The following is a 20,937-nucleotide window of genomic DNA, read 5'->3' as shown; positions in this document are numbered from 1 at the left end:
GTATTTTGTGCAGAACCATGACGAAATACCTAAGGAAAATCCTTTCGCGCATGGACGGGCCATTTCCGGCTGTGCTACAATATACAAGGCTTAGAAGAGGAATATCCTGCCGCTTGTTGCGAGCGGGAAATGAAAAACGAGGTGACGGACCGCGTGGTATACTTTTTGATTGCATTAATCGTTTTTCTGGTGGATCAAGGCACGAAATATTGGATTGCAACCGGAATGACGATCGGGGAACAAATCCCGGTGATCGGCAACTTTTTCTTGATTACCTCCCATCGGAACCGCGGCGCGGCGTTTGGCATTTTGCAGGATCAACGCTGGTTTTTTATTGTGGTGACTACGGTTGTGGTGCTTGGGATCATCTGGTATTTGCTTAAAATAAAAAATCAACCCAACAAAATGCTGCCGGTAGCGTTGTCTCTGGTACTTGGCGGAGCCATCGGCAATTTTCTCGATCGTGCCGTCAGTGGGGAAGTCGTTGATTTTCTGATGTTTAATTTCGGTTCGTACACGTTCCCGATTTTTAACGTTGCGGATTCTTGCATCGTTATTGGCGTGGCACTGATCATTTTGGATTCGCTGCTGGAGCTTCGCCGGGAGAAGCAAGCCGCAACACCACAGGAGCATGAGGAAAACGTATGAGTTTGGATCAAACGCTAGAGGATTTTGAAGAAGAGAAGCTTGAGTGGGTGGCCGGACCGGCTGACGCGAAAGAGCGAATCGATAAATTTGCAAAAACGCAGCTGGGCGAAGAGTTCTCTCGCAGCCAGATTCAGCTGTGGATTGAAGCGGGGAACTTGGTTGTAAATGGGGCGTCGGTGAAAGCCAATTACAAGCTGGCCGAAGGCGACCGCATCGTACTGGTGATTCCGGAGGCAGAGCCTACGGAAATTGTACCGGAAGACATACCGCTGGATATTTATTATGAAGACAGCGATGTGATCGTCGTTAACAAGCCGCGCGGCATGGTCGTGCACCCGGCACCGGGACATACTTCCGGCACGCTGGTGAACGCCTTGATGTTTTACTGCAAGGATCTGTCGGGAATCAATGGCGAGCTTCGGCCTGGGATCGTGCATCGGATCGATAAGGACACCTCAGGCCTCATTATGGCAGCGAAGAATGATAAAGCACACGCCTCGCTGGCCGCTCAACTGAAGGCGCATACGGTGACGCGGAAATATTATGCTTTGGTTCACGGCAACGTTAGCCATGACCAAGGCACAGTAGATGCGCCGATTGGCCGCGATCCCCATGATCGCAAGATGTATACAGTAATTGAACGGAACAGCAAGCATGCGGTTACGCATTTTCATGTGGTGGAGCGATTTGGTGATTATACGCTGCTTGAGCTCAAGCTGGAAACGGGACGTACGCATCAAATCCGTGTGCATATGAAGTTTATCGGCCATCCGTTGGTGGGAGATCCGCTGTATGGACGCAGTAAAGGGATCAAAATGGATGGACAAGCGCTGCACGCTGCTGTGCTCGGTTTTGAGCATCCGGAAGATGGGCGGTATTTGGAATTTAGTGCACCGATTCCGGCGGATATGGAAGATGTGCTGCAATCGCTGAGAAATCGCTAAGCCATTGCTTAGATTTGGTGATTTAACCTATAGAATGTTCACCTCCAGGAGACAGCTTGATCAAAAAGTACAAACGATCAGGTGATTAATCCATTCTCTAAATGGGCCGAATTCCTGCATATTTAAAGTGCGAGTTCGAATCATTTGAGGATGGATTTTTTTATGAATACGAAGGAGATGGACGTTTACGATGAGTACGCTGAATGGACAGGAAACTTATATTCAACAACAATTTGCAGAGCGCATTGGCGGGGCGAACTACGGCAAAGATACCGCTATTTATAAATTCGAGAAAATCAAACGGGCGAAAGCGGCAGCGAAGAAGGATTTTCCCGATGTTGAACTGATCGACATGGGCGTCGGCGAACCTGATGATATGGCGGATGCCGGCATTGTGGCCAAACTGGCGGAGGAAGCGGCAAAACGCGAGAACCGCGGGTACGCCGACAACGGCATCGCCGAGTTCAAGGAAGCGGCGGCGAAGTATCTTCATGATGTTTTTGGCGTTGAAGATATCGATCCGGTTACGGAAGTAGTGCACTCGATCGGCTCCAAGCCAGCGATCGCTATGCTCCCTTCTTGCTTCATCAATCCTGGAGATATCACGATTATGACCGTGCCGGGCTACCCGATTATCGGGACCCATACGAAGTATTTGGGCGGCGAGGTGTATACCGTGCCGTTGACGGAGGAGAATGATTTCCTGCCGGATTTGGACGCGATTCCAGAAGAGGTCGCACGTAAGGCCAAGCTGATGTACTTGAACTACCCGAACAACCCGACGGGCGCGAGCGCGACGAAGGAGTTTTTTGCCAAAGTCGTGGACTGGGCGAAGAAATATCATGTCGTGATCGTACACGATGCACCGTATGCTGCATTGACGTATGACGGTTTGAAGCCGCTGAGCTTCTTGTCGGTACCGGGAGCAAAGGACGTAGGGGTCGAGTTGCACTCCTTGTCCAAGTCGTACAACATGACCGGATGGAGAATTGGGTTTGTTGCTGGCAACCCGCTGATCATTAAAGCGTTCAGCGACGTGAAGGACAACAACGATTCTGGCCAATTTATCGCCATTCAGAAGGCGGCCGCTTACGGGCTGGCTCATCCAGAAATCACGGAGCGCATCGCCGAGAAATATTCGCGCCGCCACGAGCTGCTGGTGAATGCTCTGAATGACTTGGGCTTTAAGGCGAAGAAGCCGAAGGGTTCGTTCTTCCTCTATGTTGAAGCGCCGAAGGGCGTGGAAGGCGGACCAACGTTTGAAACGGCGGAAGACTTCTCACAGTTCTTGATCCGCGAGAAGCTGATTTCGACGGTGCCGTGGGACGATGCCGGCCATTACGTGCGCTTCTCCGTGACGTTTATCGCCGACGGGGAAGAAGAAGAACGCCGCGTCATTTCTGAAATCAAACGTCGCCTTGGCGATTTGAAGTTTATTTTCTAAGAAGAATTAATTGACATTGACCATCACGACTTTTTTGATGCCTCTTGGGTTGATCCCAAGGGGCGTTTTTTGATTATGCAACGGTTGCTGCCATGCAGCTACCGATGTGCCATTTGTGCTCTAACGCTTGTCAGAATGAAGGGGCAGATTCCACTTGTGCTCTAACGCTTGCTAGAGTGCTTATTTGTGCGAAAAGCGCAAAGTTTTACTTTTAACGCTTACCAGCAGCCTTATTGAGGCAAAAACAGCCTCTTTTACGATGAAATATCGCAAATAAGCTCTCCTGTAAGCGTTACGCCGCAGAATGCCCGAATTTTTCCCCAAATAGCGCTTCTGGTAAGCGTTACAGCATATTTCTCTGAACAAACTGTGCCTGAGCTGGTGCTGACGATGGGTTTGGGTGCCTTGCTACAAGAGATGCTGCAGATACTGGCTATTACCAATCGATTACATACTGGTAAGGGTGTAGGTTCGGAGTCCGCTTTTATTCTAACGCCTGCCAGAATGCTTATTTCGGAGAAAAGTGCCAAATTTTCATTTTAACGCTTACCAGCAGTCTTATTTAGGCTAAACCCACCTCATTTGTACTCAAAAATCGTAAATAAGCTCTCTCCTAAGCGTTACGTTTCCATGGGGCCCCTTTTTCGCCAAATAGCGCTTCTGATCAGCGTTACACAGCAAGTACCATGCACTATTAGTGATCTTGCTGCCCACCATTCCCCAAACATCCCGGTTAAATATTCAACATGTTAGGAAATTTATGCAGGGATCTGGCGGGGAGAGCACACGGGTTAAACGGCTTCAGATCAAGGATAAGCCGGGAAAACTAACTGTTGAATAAATATTACATTGAATGTATAATTATTAACAACCGCATCACAGCAGGCTTCACACGGGGGAAGAATCAACCTCAGTATCGGGAGGTTACAAACTAGGCAGGGTGTCTTGACAGGCTATTTTCATTCTGTCATAATTCATGTAAACCATAAGCACCTTTAATTCAGTCCCGTGAGGCTGGCAAGGTAACGTGAGTGGGGAAATGGGCGAACTGCGCTTATTTAAGTCGGTTCTCTATACCCAAATCCTACATGATAGTCATAGGTTAACTATGGCTGAAGACTCCTTGCCTGGATATCGGGCAAGGAGTTTTTTTATGCGCCTATCACGGACCGATGCAAGGTGACCCTATCCCTAAGGAGGTCGCAGCTGTGAGCAACGAAAGTCATATCATTATGGACGAAACCGCGATTCGGAGGGCACTGACAAGAATTGCACATGAAATATTGGAACGTAACAAAGGCATCGAGGGTTGTGTATTGGCCGGCATCAAAACAAGAGGGGTCTACCTCGCGAAACGGCTGGCTGAACGCTTGGAGAGCATCGAAGGAACCGCCATTCCATGGGGCGAGCTTGACGTAACGAACTATCGCGACGACAAAGTGGATGCTGCCCAAGGGGCTGCCAAGGCCACGTTCCCGGTATCGATTCAAGGCAAGAAAGTGATCCTGTTCGACGATGTCCTCTACACGGGACGGACGATTCGGGCTGCCATGGACGCGATCATGGATTGCGGCCGTCCGGAGTCGATCCAGTTGGCGGTGCTCGCCGACCGGGGACACCGGGAGTTGCCGATCCGGGCTGATTACGTTGGCAAGAACGTTCCAACCTCGCGATCGGAAGAAATCGAAGTGCTCTTGACCGAGCATGACGGCACCGATCTGGTTCGCATCCTGCATGCACGGGAGGGGAACTAAGATGGCGCTGACCGCAACCGCACTGAAAGAACGCAGCCTCCTCGGGCTGAAGGATTTAAGCACAGCGGAAATTTCCTCGATTCTCGACCGGGCCGCCTATTGGGATGCCAAGGAAGAGAAGATGATTCCGGTGCTGAAGGAGCACTTTGTTGCGAATATGTTTTTCGAAAACAGTACGCGCACCCGCTTCTCGTTTGAGATGGCAGAGAAACGGCTGGGTGCCCAGGTGCTGAACTTCGCGGCAGCCGCCTCCAGCGTAGAGAAAGGCGAGTCGATTTACGACACGGTTCGCACGTTGGAATCGATGGGGATTGACGCCGGGGTGATCCGGTTGAAGCCGATCGGTGTGCTGGAGGAGTTGGCGAAGCGGGTATCGGTACCGCTGGTGAATGCCGGAGACGGCAACAATGAGCATCCGACGCAAGCGCTGCTGGATCTATATACGATGAGGCAGCACTTCGGGGAACTCGGCGGGCTGAAGGTATCGATCATCGGGGATATCAAGCATAGCCGGGTTGCACGTTCGAATCTGTGGGCGCTGCAAAAATTCGGCGCCGAAGTGAAGCTGTGCGCGCCGGACAATATGCAAGCACCGGAGCTCAGCGCGTATGCGCCTTACGTTCCGATGGACGAAGCGCTTTGCGCCGATGTGGTGATGATGCTGCGAGTGCAGCTGGAACGCCATGTTGGCGGGCTGATTAAGTCGGCCGAAGAATATCGACTGCATTACGGCTTGACGGAGGAGCGGGCCGCGAGCCTTGCGCCGCACGCGCTGATCATGCACCCGGCACCAGTGAACCGGGGCGTTGAGATCGACGATGCGGTGGTGGAGCACCCGCAATCCCGCATCTTCAAGCAGATGCAAAACGGGGTTCCAATCCGCATGGCGGTTCTGGAACGCGCTTTGCTGTAGCAAATAGGTAGAGTGCCTGGAAGCTTAGGCGACGGGCGATGGACGTTATTTTTCGGATCGTACTTCAAAATCAGCGGGGGGAGAAAACAGAATGCGGCTTGTCGTAATGAATGCCAAGATCTTAAACGAACAAGGAGAACAAGAATTCGCTCAAATCGTCATCGAAAACGGAGTGATCTCGAACATCGAGAAAACCGGACCCATTGAGCAGCCGGTCGCCGAGGAAGGGACGCAGGTGATCGATGCAGGAGGCAGACTGGTCACTCCGGGATTTATCGATATGCACGTCCATTTGCGGGAACCGGGGTATGAACATAAAGAAACGATCGAAAGCGGTTCGCGTTCGGCAGCGAAAGGGGGATTCACCACCATCGCTTGCATGCCGAACACTCGGCCGGTGACCGACAATCCGGACACAGTCCGCTATGTGAAGCAGAAGGCTGAGGAAGCCGGGCTGGTGAACGTGCTGCCTTATGCGGCGATCACCAAAAGCGAGCTGGGCCGCGAGCTGACGGACTTTGCCGCTTTGAAAGAGGCCGGTGCTATCGGCTTCACCGATGACGGCGTGGGCGTGCAAAGCGCGCAAATGATGAAGGATGCGATGCGGCAGGCCGCTGCGCTTGGGATGCCGGTGATTGCCCACTGCGAAGACAATTCACTGGTGGAAGGTGCGCCGGTGGCTGAAGGGGAATTCGCCCGCAAGCACGGACTGAAAGGGATCCCGAACGAATCGGAGGCGATTCATGTCGGGCGGGATATTTTGCTGGCGGAAGCGACCGGGGTTCACTACCATGTGTGCCACGTCAGCACGGAGCAGTCGATTCGGCTGATTCGTCAGGCGAAGCAGCTTGGCATCAACGTCACCGCGGAGGTGTGTCCGCACCATCTGGTTTTGTCGGAGGAGGATATCCCCGGATTGGATGCCAACTGGAAAATGAACCCGCCGCTGCGTTCCCGCCGAGATGTGGAAGCCTGCATCGCCGCGCTGGAGGACGGCACGATCGACATCATCGTAACGGACCATGCTCCGCACAGCGAAGAGGAAAAAGCGAAAGGCATGCAGCTGGCACCGTTTGGCATCGTTGGTTTTGAGACGGCCTTCCCGCTGCTGTATACGAAGTTTGTGGCAACTGGCCGCTGGAGTCTGGAGATGCTGGTGCAGCGGATGACTGCGGATCCGGCGCGGGTGTTTGGCCTGGAAGCCGGACGTTTGGTTCCAGGAGCTCCAGCGGATCTGACGATCGTTGATCTGGAGGCGGAACGGACGGTTGATCCTGAGGACTTCGCCTCAAAGGGACGCAACACCCCGTTTGCCGGTTGGAAGCTGAAGGGCTGGCCGGTCGCAACGATCGTCCGAGGAAGACTGGTATGGAACGATGAACGAGAACTGACCCGTTAACGGGCGGATAAGAAAATAGTAGTTAAGCTTATGGATAAAGGAGTGCTTCAGGATGCAGGCAAGACTATTGTTGGAGGACGGCACGTTGTTTACCGGAACCTCATTCGGAGCGGAAGGAGACAAAACCGGCGAGGTCGTTTTTAATACGGGAATTACGGGGTACCAAGAGGTGCTGTCGGATCCTTCCTATTGCGGACAAATCGTTACGATGACGTATCCGCTGATCGGGAACTACGGCATTTCGCGCGATGACTTTGAATCGATTACGCCGTCGATCCACGGCTTTGTCGTTCGCCGCTATGAACCGACCCCAAGCAACTGGCGGGCACAGTACAATTTGGGTGACCTGCTGAAGGAATACGGAATTCCCGGCATTGCCGACATCGATACGCGCATGCTGACGCGACTTATCCGCCATCAGGGGACGATGAGAGGGATTTTGACGACCTCAAATAAATCGGTGGAGGAATTAAAAGAAATGATGCTGGCGACCAGCATCGCCGAGCTGCGCAATCAAGTGGCGCAAACCTCGACGAAGCACGTGTACAGCAGTCCCGGCTCGAAGGAACGCATCGTGCTGGTCGACTTCGGCGCGAAAAGCGGCATTCTGCGCGAGCTGAACAAACGCGACTGCGACGTGGTGATCGTCCCGCATGATACGACCGCGGATGAAATCCGCCGCCTGCATCCAGACGGGATCCAGCTGTCGAACGGACCGGGGGACCCGAAAGACGTGCCGCATGCGGTGAAGATGATTTCCGAGCTGCTTGGCGAATACCCGATCTTCGGCATTTGCCTGGGTCACCAGCTGTTTGCCCTCGCCTGCGGCGCCGATACGGAAAAGCTGAAATTTGGCCATCGCGGCGGGAACCACCCGGTGAAAGAGCTGGCCACCGGCCGCTGCTACATCACGTCGCAAAACCATGGATACACCGTCAACGAAGCGTCCATCGCGGGGACGGAGCTGGAAGTGACGCATATCAACAACAATGACAAAACCATCGAAGGCTTGAAGCATAAGAAATACCCGGCCTTCTCTGTGCAATACCACCCAGAGGCGGCACCGGGACCGTACGATAACAGCTACCTGTTCGACCGATTCATCGAGATGATCCGCGAGCACAAGCGGCAAAATCCGCAAAAGCCTCGCCAAGCCGAACTGATGGCCGCTGCGAAAGGAGAACTGTAAATCAATGCCGATCAACAAAGACCTTAAGAAAATTCTCGTCATCGGTTCCGGACCGATCGTTATCGGTCAGGCGGCTGAGTTCGATTACGCCGGAACGCAAGCTTGCCAAGCGCTGAAGGAAGAGGGCGTCGAGGTGGTGCTGATCAACAGCAACCCGGCGACGATCATGACCGACACCAACATGGCCGACAAGGTTTATATTGAACCGATCACGCTGGAATTCGTCACCCAAATCATTCGCCAGGAGCGGCCGGACGGCTTGCTGCCCACGCTCGGCGGGCAAACCGGTCTGAACATGGCGGTGGAGCTGGCCCGCGCAGGCGTGCTGGAGCGCGAGAATGTGAAGCTCCTTGGCACACAGCTGACCTCGATTGAGAAAGCGGAAGACCGCGACCTGTTCCGCGAGCTGATGCGCGAGCTGGAGCAGCCGGTGCCGGAAAGCGCGATCATCACCTCGGTGGAAGAAGCGCTGGAATTCGCAAACGAAATTGGCTATCCGGTAATCGTTCGTCCGGCGTATACGCTGGGCGGTACCGGCGGCGGGATCTGCGCTACGGAAGAGGAGCTGCGCGAGACGGTAGCGTCGGGGATTCGTTACAGCCCGATCGGCCAATGCTTGATCGAGAAATCGATCGCCGGCATGAAGGAAATCGAATACGAAGTGATGCGCGATGCGAACGACAACTGTATCGTTGTCTGCAACATGGAGAACTTCGACCCGGTGGGCGTACATACCGGGGACAGTATCGTCGTTGCGCCAAGCCAAACGCTGTCTGACCGCGAGTATCAAATGCTCCGTTCGGCTTCGCTGAAGATTATCCGCGCGCTGAACATCGAAGGCGGCTGTAACGTGCAGTTCGCACTGGATCCGCAAAGCTTCCAATACTACGTCATCGAAGTAAATCCGCGGGTCAGCCGTTCGTCGGCGCTCGCGTCTAAAGCGACGGGTTATCCGATCGCGAAAATGGCAGCCAAAATCGCGCTGGGCTACACGCTGGACGAAATCATCAACCCGGTTACGGGGCAGACATACGCCTGCTTCGAGCCGACGCTGGACTACATCGTCAGCAAAATCCCGCGCTGGCCGTTTGATAAATTCGTTCACGCCAACCGCAAGCTGGGCACGCAGATGAAAGCGACCGGCGAAGTCATGGCGATTGGCCGGACCTTCGAAGAGTCGATTCATAAAGCGGTCCGTTCGCTTGAGATCGGCACGCATCGCCTCTATCTGAAAGGCGTGGAGAAGATCGACGATGAAACGCTGAGAAATCGCTTGATCAAAGCGGACGACGAGCGACTGTTCCTGATTGCCGAAGCGTTCCGCCGCGGCTACAAGCTGCAGCTCATTCATGATCTGACCGGAATCGACTGGTGGTTCCTTGATAAAATCGAGCGTTTGGTGGAATTCGAGAAACGGATTGCGGGAGAAGAGTTCTTTTCCTATGAAACGCTGTATGAAGCGAAGCGCTTAGGGTTTACTGACCGGGCGATTGCCGAACTGCGTGCCGCCGGACAGCCGACAGGCACGCACCTGACGGAGGCTGAAGTGAGGAGCTTCCGCAAGGAGCATGGACTGAAGCCGGTTTACAAAATGGTAGATACGTGCGCGGCTGAATTTGAAGCCTCTACGCCTTACTACTACTCGACCTATGAAACGGAGAACGAAGTCGTTCAAACGGACAAAGAGAAGATCGTGGTGCTTGGCTCCGGACCGATTCGTATCGGGCAAGGCATCGAGTTTGACTACTCGACGGTACACGCGGTTTGGGCGATTCAAAAAGCCGGCTACGAAGCGGTAATCATCAACAACAACCCGGAGACGGTATCCACGGACTTTAACACGTCGGATCGCCTCTACTTTGAACCGCTGTTCTTCGAGGATGTCATGAACGTCATCGAAGAGGAGAAGCCGGTGGGCGTTATCGTTCAGTTCGGCGGCCAAACGGCGATCAACTTGGCGGCGCCGCTGCAAGCGGCAGGCGTTCGCATCCTCGGAACCTCGCTGGAAAGCATCGACGAAGCGGAGGATCGCAAGAAGTTCGAAGCGCTCCTGTCGAAGCTAGGCATCGCTCAGCCGAAGGGCAGCACGGTAACCTCTGTAGAAGAAGCGGTTGGAACCGCTCAAGCGCTCGGTTATCCGGTACTGGTTAGACCTTCGTATGTACTGGGCGGCCGGGCGATGGAAATCGTCTACTCCGACCAGGAATTGCTGCGCTACATGGAAGAAGCGGTGAACATCAATCCGCAGCATCCGGTCCTGATCGACCGCTATATGCTAGGTAAAGAGGTAGAGGTCGACGCTATCAGCGATGGGGAGACGGTGCTGATCCCGGGGATCATGGAGCATATCGAACGTGCCGGGGTTCACTCCGGGGACTCGATTGCCGTGTATCCACCGCAGCATCTGTCGGCAGAGCTGAAGGAGAAGATCGTTGAGATCACGGTCAAAATCGCCCGCGAGCTGAAGACGGTGGGTCTGGTGAACATCCAGTTCGTGATCTACAACAACGAAGTGTTTGTCATCGAGGTGAACCCGCGCTCTTCGCGTACGGTACCGTTCCTGAGCAAAGTGACAAACATTCCAATGGCAAACGTGGCAACTCAATGTATTCTCGGTACGAAGCTAAGCGACTTGGGCTACTCCAATGGCCTGTGGCCGGAAAGCCATCAGGTTGCGGTGAAGGTGCCGGTATTCTCCTTCGCGAAGCTGCGCCGCGTTGAGCCGACGCTGGGGCCGGAAATGAAATCGACCGGCGAGGTCATGGGCCGCGATCCGCAATACGCCAAGGCGCTGTATAAAGGCTTGATCGGCGCGGGAATGAAGATTCCTTCGACCGGGGCGATTATCGCTACGGTAGCCGACAAGGATAAGCAAGAAGCGGTTGAGCTGTTGCGCGGCTTCTACCGCCTGGGGTACAAGATCATTGCTACCGACGGTACAGCTTCTGCGCTGATCGAGGCGGGGATTCATGTGACGACGGTTTACAAGCTGTCCGAAGGGGTGCCGAACATCCTCGATCTGATCCGGAACGGAGAAGCTCACTTCGTAATCAACACCTTGACGAAGGGCAAAGAGCCGGAGCGCGATGGCTTCCGGATTCGCCGGGAAGCGGTGGAGAACGGCGTTGTCTGCATGACCTCGCTGGATACGGTTCGGGCGCTGCTGGAGATGTTGGAGACGATCAACTTCTCTTCCCAAGCGATGCCCGCGCTTTAATCGCAGGCGCTAACGGACACCAGAGGTGTTATTGACCTGATTTTAAGCGTATGGTGATTTCTAACGGACCGAGGAGACCTTATTTCGCTTAAATCGCAGCTGAGTGGCTCCATGAGGGCTGAATAAAGTCCATGGAGTCCGTTACAGCGGGAAATAGCCGGGAAATGGATAAATAAGGTCTCTCAGGTCTGTTAGAGGACAAAGAAAAAGGCGGCTCGGAAGCAGGATGCTTCGGAGCCGCAAGCATGAATGGAGGAGAGCGGATTTGCGTTCGTTTGAAGAAGCGGCCGGGAAGCTGATCGTGGGCCTCGATGTCCCTGATGCGGAGCAGGCGCGGAAGCTGCTGAAGGAGCTGGAAGGCATCCCTTGCTTCATGAAGGTGGGGCTGCAGCTATTCTACGCGGCGGGTCCGGAGCTGATCCGGGAATTAAAGCAGCGGGGATACTCCGTTTTTCTCGATGTTAAAATGCATGATATTCCCAACACCGTAAGAGGTGGTGCCAACAGCGTCACCAAGCTCGGCGTAGATCTGTTTAACGTGCATGCTGCCGGAGGGCTCGATATGATGAAGGCGGCGAAAGAAGGAGCGTTGGCGGCGTTGGAAGCCGACCCGTCGCTGGCGATGCCGAAGATCATCGCGGTTACGCAGCTGACGAGCACCAGCAAGCAAGTGATGAATGAGCAGATCGGCATCCCGGGCGAAGTCGAAGCCTCTGTCGTGCATTACGCGGACCTGGCCCGTTCAGCCGGTTTGGACGGTGTGGTCGCCTCCCCGCTGGAGGTTACAGCAATTAAGGAGAAGTGCGGACAAGCCTTCCTGACGGTGACACCGGGGATTCGTCCGGCGAACAGCCCCAAAGGCGATCAAACGCGCACGTTAACCCCTGGCGAAGCGATGGCGCAAGGCACGGACTATATCGTCGTTGCCCGCCCGATCATCGCCGCCCCCAACCCGCGTGAAGCCGCGGAGACGATCATTAAGGAGATGATGTAGCATGACAAATACCCCATCCGTCGAAGCGCAAATTGCCAGCAGCCTGCTGGAGATCGGAGCCGTTGCGCTTCGTCCGCATCAGCCGTTTACTTGGACCTCCGGGATCAAATCGCCAATTTATTGCGACAACCGTCTCACGATGTCCTATCCTCATATCCGCGATCTGATCGCTGAATCGTTTGCCGCGCTGATCCGTAAAGACTATCCGGAGGCCGAGGTGATCGCTGGAACGGCTACGGCCGGCATTCCGCATGCCGCGTTTACGGCGCAGAAGCTGGGGCTGCCGATGGCCTATATTCGCGATAAGGCGAAAGGACATGGCAAGGAGAATCAAATCGAAGGCCTGATTAAGCCAGGGCAGAAGGTCGTCGTCATCGAGGATTTGATCTCTACCGGCGGCAGCTCGATCAAAGCGGCGCAGGCGGTGCGTGATGCGGGTGCAGAACCGTTGGCCGTGCTGGCGATCTTCAGCTATCAGCTCGACAAAGCGGTGCAGGCGTTTGCTGAAGCCGACATCCCGCTGCAAACCTTATCCAACTATACGGCATTGATGGATGTGGCCGTACAGCGCGGGGATATTCAGCCGGAAGACCTGGAGCTATTAAAGTCCTGGCGGCAAGACCCGGCTTCCTTCGGAAATGCATAGTGTATGTTAGCAACCTCCAGCAGAAGAGCCCTGCAAAACACCCTCATTTTGGGTTGAGGGCATAAGACGCTGGGGCTTCCGACTAAGATGTGGCATAAAACAAATAAATGCAGTCCGTTCTCCCTTAAGAGGCGGGCTGCATTTGTTCTTTCAGCTTTACCATTCGCTTCACGTTTACCACGAAAGCGGTAAGTACGGCTTGTATTCGCATGCGAAATAGACCACGGTATTTGACCTTGGTCATCCCATGAAATCTTTTCAGTTCGGCATTCTTATGTTCAATGATCGGTCGGCGGCGAATGCGTTCTTTAAACGTATCACTGTTCTCAAATTCGATTTGTTCCTTGAAGTGCTCTGCCACCATCCGAATGGAATAGGTCTTGCTTTTCGCTCCCGGTTTCAAGCAACCTTCTCTAAGCGGGCAAGTCTTGCACCTCTCCGTATCGAAGTAAAAGACAAGTGAACGGCTTTCGCCACTTTTCTTGCTTCCTTGTACAGCTTTACGAATACTGTGCTCACCTGCCGGGCAAATCACGAAATCCGCATCCTCCTGATCTTTCTTCAGCTCCGGTAGCCGCGGGAGTTTCTTTTCGAGCTTCGGATGCTTTTTGACTACGACACGGAATAGGCGTTTTGCCGCATAAGCAAGGTTTACCTGCGCTTCTTGGATCATCCGTTCGTCGGACAGATTGTAAGAACCTGCAAAAACAGCAAACGAAACAGGAGCTCTGGCTCGTTAGCCGGTCTCCCATAATATTCAGAGTAAGAAGAACGAACTAGTTCATGAATGAAAGAGAAGTCGATGACTTCATGAATTTTACGCAATTGATGGTCTTCGGGAATGAGTTTGTATAGTTCGGCATGGAAAGATGCCGTCATTTGTTTGGCAGACTGTAGCAATGGTCCCATCTCTCTCGGTTTCTTTTTATTATATAACAAATCCAGTACCTACGTGGCACGGGGTTTGTTTTTTTACAGATTTTAGGTTGACTTTTGCAGGGCTCTCCAGCAGGGGCTGTTTTTTTGTCTAAACAATAGCCCTTCACCAAAAGACCACCCAAGAGAAGCAGCATCGCTCTGTCTCAAAGGTGGTCATTTCTTTAACGTATGATTTACATATGATTGCTTGTTACTTAAACGAATATCCTGCGTATTTCTCCGCGTTTTTCAGACTCGTCCAGATGTCCGGCGATTCGCCGCCGATGTGCCAGTAAGCATAACCGGCCACTCCCAACTTCGCGCCTAACCTCAGCTTCTCCGAAAGGGAACGGGCATCCTCCAGCCAAATTTTGTGGATCGTGCCGTTCTTGCGATACTCCATGGTGTACTGGCCCAACGTGTCGTTCCATTTCGGCTTCAGGCCGTATTGGTTGATCCGGTTATTTTGATCCGCGAGGGTGATGTCCTCGGAAGACAACGTAGCTCCAGTGCTGCTTAGGCTCCAATCCCGCGTATACAGCGGCATCCCCATAATGAGTTGGTCGGAGGGGATTTGGGCGAGCAGCTTTTGAAGGTGGTTCTCCACCCAGCCAAGCGATGCGATGGAACCGGCGGCAGATCCGCCCCAGTGCTCGTCGTAGGCCATAATCACAAGGTAATCGGCGCTCTTCGCCAGTTCCGTGTAATTGTAAGCGTCCGACCAGTCGGTGTCGAGATCCGGCGGTAAATCTACGGACAAGACGGCAGAGACGGAATGAAGCTCCTGTGCCAGTTTGGCGATAAAGGCCGTATACAAGCTTCGATCGGAAGCTGCGACATTTTCGAAATCGACGTTGATGCCATGCAGCCCGTATTTTTGAACGTAGGACTTCAAGGTTTGGATCGCTTCGGAAGAAAGCGAGCTGGAAGCCAGAAGCTTATGTGTCGTTTCCTGATCAAATCGGTTTCCGACCATGGCCCAAACCTGTTTGCCGTTATTTTTTGCCCAGGTTACGAGGGACGGGACGCTGGAGTCGGATAATTTGCCGGTACTTTCGAGAAAAAACCACCGAGGAACCAGCACATTCACGTTCGATTTCAGCACCGCTTTCTTGTAGGCCTCGGTCGATTGACCGAATTGCCAACCAAGCTTGATTGCCTCGTTCGCGTTAGCCGCGAGCGCATCGGTCCATCGGGTGTCCTGCAGCAGGCGATCCAGGATAACGGCGGTCTCCTGTCGGGTAATCGGCTGTGTTGGATGAAATAATCCGTCGCTGCCCTGCATCAAACCAAGCTCGGTAATCGAGCTGACCGAAGGCTTGGCCCAAGTCGCGATCATCGCTTCATCCTTGTAACCGGAGGACGAATTCCCGGCAGCGTTTTGTTTTAATGCGCGGACGATCCATGAAGCGGCTTCCTGCCGGGTTAACGGCTGGTTTGGCTTAAAGATCCCGTCTCCCAAGCCGTTGGTAAGCCCAAGCTCCGTGGCTGCTTGGATCGTGCCGTAGTACCAGGCGCTTCTTGGTACATCGCGATAGGCGGGAACAGCGGATTTGGCCGCTTCCACCTTAAAGATTCGCGTCAACGTGGTCATAAACTCGGCCCGGGTGATGGAGCGGGTTGGAGAAAATTCTGAACCTGAGGTTCCTTTCATCACATTGTTCGCGTTTAAGCGGAGGATTGCGTCTTTCGCATAGCTGTTTGAAATATCGTTAAAGGGGAGATCGGCAGCGGCCGGCTCTTGCCGAAGAACGGCATTGGTGAATAAGAGCGTTACCGCGAGCAGGATGGGAATCTTTTTTTTCATGAAGTAGTTCTCCTTGCCGAAATTAGTAGAAATCTCCTTAATTCTAACAGAATTGTAACCATTCATCAGTGCGAAAAATATGGTAAAAATTTAACGATTTCGTTAATGACCTTGTAACTTTTTGCCATCCTAATTCGTTTATAATGCAAGACGTGAATGTATTGCTAGACAAGGCCAACTAGACCAAGAAATCCAAGAAAAGGAAGAAGAGGAGAAGCACAAATTAGGGAAATGGGAGACCGATACACAATGATGCGATGGCTTCGCAAAAAAGAAAAAGTCGAAGTTCAGCCCGGAGCTGATTCTCCGGTACCGGAAAGTGCGGAGGGGGAGACCGCCGCTGCCGTGGAGAAGACGGCCTTAGCAGAAGCAGATGCCGAGGTTATTGCAGCCCAAGATGTGCACGAGGAGGAGGCAGAGAGGGAGACCGGACCGATTCTGTCGGTCAAAGACGTTCACCGATCATTCCCGGTGGGCGGAGGAGAAATCCAGGTATTGAAGGGAATTGACATGGAAGTGCTTTCAGGCCAGCTGGTGATGCTCAAAGGCCGCTCCGGCTCGGGCAAAACGACGTTGCTCAACATGCTTGGCGGATTGGATCAGCCGACTTCCGGTGAAATCTGGTTCCGCGGCCAGCCGCTTCATGAGCTGAACGACGATAAGCGTACATTGCTGCGCCGGAATCAGATCGGCTTTATTTTCCAAGCCTATGCTTTGCTTCCGCTGCTGTCTGCCTGGGAGAATGTCGAACTGTCGCTGCGTATGGCAGGAGTTCCGCCTCAGGAATGGAAGCCGCGCGTTAAGCATTGCCTGGAGCTCGTCGGGCTCGGGAAACGGATGTTTCACCGCCCGTTCGAATTATCCGGGGGCGAACAGCAGCGGGTGGCCATCGCCAAAGCGATCGCCCATCGCCCAAAGCTGTTGTTGGCGGATGAACCAACGGCCAACCTCGATTCGCAAATGGGAGCACAAGTCATGGCAGTATTCAAGAACATCATACAGACCGAACGCGTGACGATCTGTATGACCACTCACGATCCTACAATCCTGGAGGTAGCGGACCATGTTTACGAAATGGTGGATGGCAGATTTATCGAATAAAAAAGGGGGGATGAGGCTGGTTCGAACGCTTGGGGTATTCGCCCTGTCCCTGACGTTAATTGCGTCCACAGGCTGCGCCTTGCTGCCGGACGAAGAGGCGGAGGAGGACCTGCCGGTGATCACGCCGCCGACAATCTCGAAGAAGCCGGAGTACGAGGTGCGCACGGAGACGATCGAGCTTAGCGTCAGCGCGGTCGGGAAGATCATGAGCCAGCGCGAGGAGCCGTTATTTTTCACAGAGGATAATCTTCACGTGAAGGAAGTGCTGGTAAAGGCGGGCGACAAAGTCAAGAAAGGCGATGCCCTCATTCAGCTGGATGTCGAAGATTTGCAGAAGGAATTGCGGAAGAAGAAGCTGGAGTTCCGCAAGCAGGAAATCTCCATGAAGGAGCTGCTGCGCACGAAGGACGAGAAGGACCCGATCGAATTTGAGGAGGCCGCCATCGTCTTTGAGGAACAGCGCCAAGAGCTGGAGGATTTGGAGAAAACGATCGCCGACGGCACACTCCGTGCGCCGTTCTCCGGATCGATCATTTCCGTCTCCGCCCAGAAAGGCGCCGCTATCAAAGCATATGATACGGTAGCCGTGCTGTCCGACACGTCCTCGTTGGTAGTGGCAGCTCAGTTTGCCAAGGAGGATTTAGCGAAGATTGCCGTTGGCATGAAAGCCAAGGTTGATATTAATGCGATGGGTGTGTTCGACGGTAAAGTGAAGGTGATGCCGGTGGATACCGGATCGTCCGACAACGATAACGGCGGCGGAAGCGGCACCCCTCCAGAGAGAGATACGATCGATAAGTACCTGATCGTGGAACTGGACAAATGGCCGGAGGGGCTTGAACGTGGACGGCCGCTTAGCGTGTCCATTGTAACGGAACGCAAGGAACACGCAGTGTTAATTCCGATTTCCGCCCTGCGGACGATCGGCTCGCGTACTTACGTCCAGGTTGTAGAGGAAGACGGTTCGAAACGTGAAGCCGATGTTGAGGTAGGTTTGCAAACCTCGACCGACGTGGAAATTGTTAAAGGACTCACGCCGGGGCAGAAAGTAGTGGGTCGTTAATGGGACTTCCTTTATTACGCTTGTTGTTCCGCAAAATGTGGAACACGAAATGGCTGACGTTAAGTACACTCTTGGGCCTCATCGTCGCTGTCTCGTTTACGGTCAGCATTCCGATGTATTCCGACGGTTCGCTGAAGCGGGTCGTTGCGACCACCCTGAAAGCGGAGAGCGAAGGGCTGCCCGCAGGTTCGTTGATCATGAGCTACCAGGCGCCGGGCGGTACCAAGACGGATTTGGGTGCACTATCCGCCGTCAATCAATACATTGTCGACGAGGTGCCGGAGCAAATCGGCTTCCCGTTTGACGCTTACGTGAACACCAGATCCATCCGCAGTACGGAGGTGTTTCCGGAGGATCCAACCAAGGTTGACGCGAGCCGTACGCGGACGATGTCCATCGTGTCCATGAGCGGTTTACAGGATCATGTGACAATATCCGGCGGCCGGTTGTTTTCGGATCAGGGGGATGGCGATACGCTTGAGGCTCTGATGCTGGAGGAAGCGATGTACCGTCAGGATCTGCACGTTGGCGATGTGATGGAGTATCCGGTGTACAGCGGCGTGGATGTGACGCTTAAGGTGAAGATTGTTGGCACCTTCCAGCCGGAGAATGAGAATGATCCGTATTGGTACCAAGGCTTTGAAGGGATGATGAACAGTTTCTACATCTCGGATCAAGCCTTTAATGAAGGACTGCTGAATCGATTGTCGATTCCGCTGCATAGCTCCAGCTGGTATTACGCTTTTGATCTTGGTGAGATCAAGACGAGTCAGCTGTCACCGCTGTCGGATACGCTGGAGCGGCTGAACGTGGAGTTATACCAGAAGCTGAAAGATACGAAGGTGGATGTCTCCTTCGGCAGTCTGCTGAACGACTTCCGCAAGCAGAGCCTGCAAATGCAGACGCTGCTGTTTACCCTGGCGGCACCGATGATTGCCATGGTGTTCTATTTCATCGTGATGAACGCTCGTCAGGCGCTCGACAAGCAGCAAAGTGACATCGCTGTTCTGCGCAGCCGCGGTGCTTCTACGAAGCAGATTATTTTCATCTATTTATTTGAGAGCCTGATCCTTGGTGTGGTTGCACTGATTGCAGGCCCTTTGCTCGGCTGGTTTATGTCAAAGAGCATCGGCTCGGCGGACGGCTTCCTGACGTTCGTGAACCGCAAGTCCATTCCGGTAGGATTTAATGCCGACGCCTTGGTGTTGGGGGCGGTGGCGGTTGTGATCGCGATCTTGTCGACGCTGCTGCCGGCGATTTCCTTCGCCCGTTCCTCGATTGTCAAGGCGAAGCAGAAGCAAGCGCGCTCCGATCGGGCGCCCTTTTGGCAACGCTGGTTTATCGATATCGTCTTGATGGTGATTTCGGGTTATGGGTACTACCTGTTTAATGAGCGGCAGATGCTGACGTTCCAGACGGGGATGACGACGGATGAGCTGCAGGTTCAACCGTTCCTCTTCTTCGTACCGGCGCTGGCGATTTTCTCCATCGGACTGTTTTTCCTGCGGGTGTTCCCGTGGTTATTGAAGCTGATCGGCTGGATCGGCAAAAAGTGGTTGCCGGTTCCTTACTATTTAAGTTTGACGCAACTGTCCAGGTCGTCTTCTTCCTATTATCCGCTGATGATTCTGCTCGTTCTGACGCTGGGGCTTGGTGTATATAACGCTTCAGCTGCTCGGACGATCGATCTGAATTCGACGGAGCGGACGCTCTATAAATATGGAGCGGATGTGATTATGCGAACAGTATGGGAAGGCACGCCGGAAATCACCCGTCCTTCACAAGGAGGCTCCGGCCAAGGTCAAGGCGGCGGCTCGGGAGCTCCGGGCGGCGGCGGGAACCCGGGTGGAGTACCTGGCGGCGGTCCGGGCGGCGGCGGGCAAAATCCACCCCCGTCCAAACTGATCTATTCCGAGCCCCCGTTTGAGATCTTTCGGAGGCTGGATGGCGTCGAGCATGCGGCACGTGTGCTCCAAACGAAGGGGAACATCATCATCTCCGGCCGTTCGGCAGGCCAAGGGAATGTAATGGGGATCGACAATGTCGATTTCGCCAAAGTGGCCTGGTTCCGGAACGACCTGTTCCCCACGCATCCCTACAATTATTTGAACTTTCTCGGGATGAACGAAAGTGCAGCTTTAGTCCCGTCGAACTTGGCGGAGAAATACAAGCTGAAGCCGGGAGACGTGTTCACGGTCGCCTTGGGTGAGCAAGCGGTGGAATTTGCCGTATACGGGATTATCCCGTATTGGCCAAGTCAATATCCGGATCAAACGCCGTTTATCATTGCGAATTTGGACTATATCTACGATCAAGTTCCGCTTATTCCTTATGAAGTCTGGCTGAAGATGAAGCCGGGGGCCAAAGTCGCCCCGCTGATTCCGAAGCTGGCGGAGGAAGGAATTGAGCTTTATTCGGTTGATGATGTCCGCAGTGAATTGGCGGCCCAAAGCAAGCACCCAACCCGGGGAGGCGTATTTGGAATCTTAAGCCTCGGCTTCCTCGTCTCGGTTATCGTTTCGTTGATCGGATACGTGTTGTACTGGTTTTTCAACTTATCGGGCCGGGTCGTCCAGTTCGGGATCTTGCGGGCGATGGGCTTATCCCGCAAGCAGCTGACGTTTATGCTGCTGGCCGAACAGATCTTGACAGCAGGCTTATCCATCGTGCTCGGGATCGTGATCGGGAAGATTGCCGGCAAGCTATACTTGCCGTTCCTGCAAACTGCGGATAATGTCACAACGCAAGTTCCGCCGTTCCGAATCGTATTCGATAACCAAGACACGCTTCAGCTTTATGTCGTTGTGTTCGTGATGCTCCTGATGGGAGCCGGCCTGCTACTCTGGCAAATCCGGCGCCTGCGCGTGCATCAGGCGGTAAAAATGGGAGAGGAGCGCTAA

Annotated in this window: 14 protein-coding genes and 1 pseudogene; 13 read left to right on the top strand and 2 right to left on the bottom strand. The window is 53.7% G+C overall.

What is annotated here, in order from left to right; translation table 11 throughout:
* Positions 1-153: 153 nt before the first annotated feature.
* From lspA to pyrE, 10 genes are all read left to right on the top strand, one after another.
* The gene (gene lspA / locus NSQ80_RS13850) at positions 154-648 is read left to right on the top strand and encodes a signal peptidase II (RefSeq protein ID WP_036624676.1); all 495 of its coding nucleotides are present in this window, start codon (positions 154-156) and stop codon (positions 646-648) included.
* Positions 645-1,592 carry an RluA family pseudouridine synthase gene (locus tag NSQ80_RS13845; RefSeq protein ID WP_339299487.1) on the top strand — a complete coding sequence of 316 codons (948 nt, stop codon included), beginning with the start codon at positions 645-647 and terminating at the stop codon, positions 1,590-1,592. Before lspA ends, NSQ80_RS13845 begins: the two co-directional genes overlap by 4 nt.
* 190 nt (positions 1,593-1,782) lie before the next feature.
* Positions 1,783-3,036: an LL-diaminopimelate aminotransferase gene (locus NSQ80_RS13840; protein ID WP_316009218.1), complete on the top strand. Its 1,254-nt coding sequence runs from the start codon at positions 1,783-1,785 to the stop codon at positions 3,034-3,036.
* A 1,208-nt stretch (positions 3,037-4,244) separates the two neighbouring features.
* Positions 4,245-4,790, top strand: coding sequence for a bifunctional pyr operon transcriptional regulator/uracil phosphoribosyltransferase PyrR (pyrR, locus tag NSQ80_RS13835; protein ID WP_009225628.1), 546 nt, complete (start codon positions 4,245-4,247; stop codon positions 4,788-4,790).
* Between the two features lies 1 nt (position 4,791).
* The gene (locus NSQ80_RS13830; RefSeq protein ID WP_036645636.1) at positions 4,792-5,703 is read left to right on the top strand and encodes an aspartate carbamoyltransferase catalytic subunit; all 912 of its coding nucleotides are present in this window, start codon (positions 4,792-4,794) and stop codon (positions 5,701-5,703) included.
* Between the two features lie 91 nt (positions 5,704-5,794).
* A complete protein-coding gene (locus NSQ80_RS13825; protein ID WP_260070727.1) occupies positions 5,795-7,102 on the top strand; it encodes a dihydroorotase in 1,308 nt (435 codons plus the stop codon).
* Positions 7,103-7,154: 52 nt separating this feature from the next.
* Positions 7,155-8,291 carry a glutamine-hydrolyzing carbamoyl-phosphate synthase small subunit gene (gene carA, locus NSQ80_RS13820; RefSeq protein ID WP_009225631.1) on the top strand — a complete coding sequence of 379 codons (1,137 nt, stop codon included), beginning with the start codon at positions 7,155-7,157 and terminating at the stop codon, positions 8,289-8,291.
* A gap of 4 nt (positions 8,292-8,295) precedes the next feature.
* Complete coding sequence (gene carB, locus NSQ80_RS13815; RefSeq protein WP_009225632.1) at positions 8,296-11,508, top strand: carbamoyl-phosphate synthase large subunit; 3,213 nt, start codon at positions 8,296-8,298, stop codon at positions 11,506-11,508.
* 226 nt (positions 11,509-11,734) lie between these two features.
* Positions 11,735-12,502 carry an orotidine-5'-phosphate decarboxylase gene (gene pyrF, locus NSQ80_RS13810; RefSeq protein WP_050769776.1) on the top strand — a complete coding sequence of 256 codons (768 nt, stop codon included), beginning with the start codon at positions 11,735-11,737 and terminating at the stop codon, positions 12,500-12,502.
* A gap of 1 nt (position 12,503) precedes the next feature.
* Entirely contained in the window at positions 12,504-13,148 is a 645-nt protein-coding gene (gene pyrE, locus NSQ80_RS13805; protein WP_009225634.1) for an orotate phosphoribosyltransferase, read from the top strand.
* A 124-nt stretch (positions 13,149-13,272) separates the two neighbouring features.
* Here the strand turns inward: pyrE and NSQ80_RS13800 are convergent.
* Both NSQ80_RS13800 and NSQ80_RS13795 read right to left on the bottom strand, forming a co-directional pair.
* A pseudogene (locus NSQ80_RS13800) lies at positions 13,273-13,973 on the bottom strand (transposase).
* A gap of 304 nt (positions 13,974-14,277) precedes the next feature.
* The gene (locus NSQ80_RS13795) at positions 14,278-15,873 is read right to left on the bottom strand and encodes an S-layer homology domain-containing protein (RefSeq protein ID WP_323076959.1); all 1,596 of its coding nucleotides are present in this window, start codon (positions 15,871-15,873) and stop codon (positions 14,278-14,280) included.
* A gap of 249 nt (positions 15,874-16,122) precedes the next feature.
* On the opposite strand from NSQ80_RS13795, the gene NSQ80_RS13790 reads away from it, so the two are divergent.
* The 3 genes from NSQ80_RS13790 to NSQ80_RS13780 are packed head-to-tail and all read left to right on the top strand — an operon-like array spanning position 16,123 to position 20,937.
* The gene (locus NSQ80_RS13790; RefSeq protein ID WP_009225638.1) at positions 16,123-16,974 is read left to right on the top strand and encodes an ABC transporter ATP-binding protein; all 852 of its coding nucleotides are present in this window, start codon (positions 16,123-16,125) and stop codon (positions 16,972-16,974) included.
* Positions 16,937-18,037, top strand: a complete 1,101-nt coding sequence (locus NSQ80_RS13785; RefSeq protein ID WP_339299475.1) for an efflux RND transporter periplasmic adaptor subunit — start codon at positions 16,937-16,939, stop codon at positions 18,035-18,037. Before NSQ80_RS13790 ends, NSQ80_RS13785 begins: the two co-directional genes overlap by 38 nt.
* Positions 18,037-20,937, top strand: coding sequence for an FtsX-like permease family protein (locus NSQ80_RS13780; RefSeq protein ID WP_009225640.1), 2,901 nt, complete (start codon positions 18,037-18,039; stop codon positions 20,935-20,937). The genes NSQ80_RS13785 and NSQ80_RS13780 overlap by 1 nt, the downstream gene beginning before the upstream one ends.

Source organism: Paenibacillus sp. FSL K6-2441 (assembly GCF_037964765.1).
Lineage (GTDB): Bacteria > Bacillota > Bacilli > Paenibacillales > Paenibacillaceae > Fontibacillus > Fontibacillus phoenicis.
This window is presented reverse-complemented; position numbering and strand designations above follow the sequence as displayed.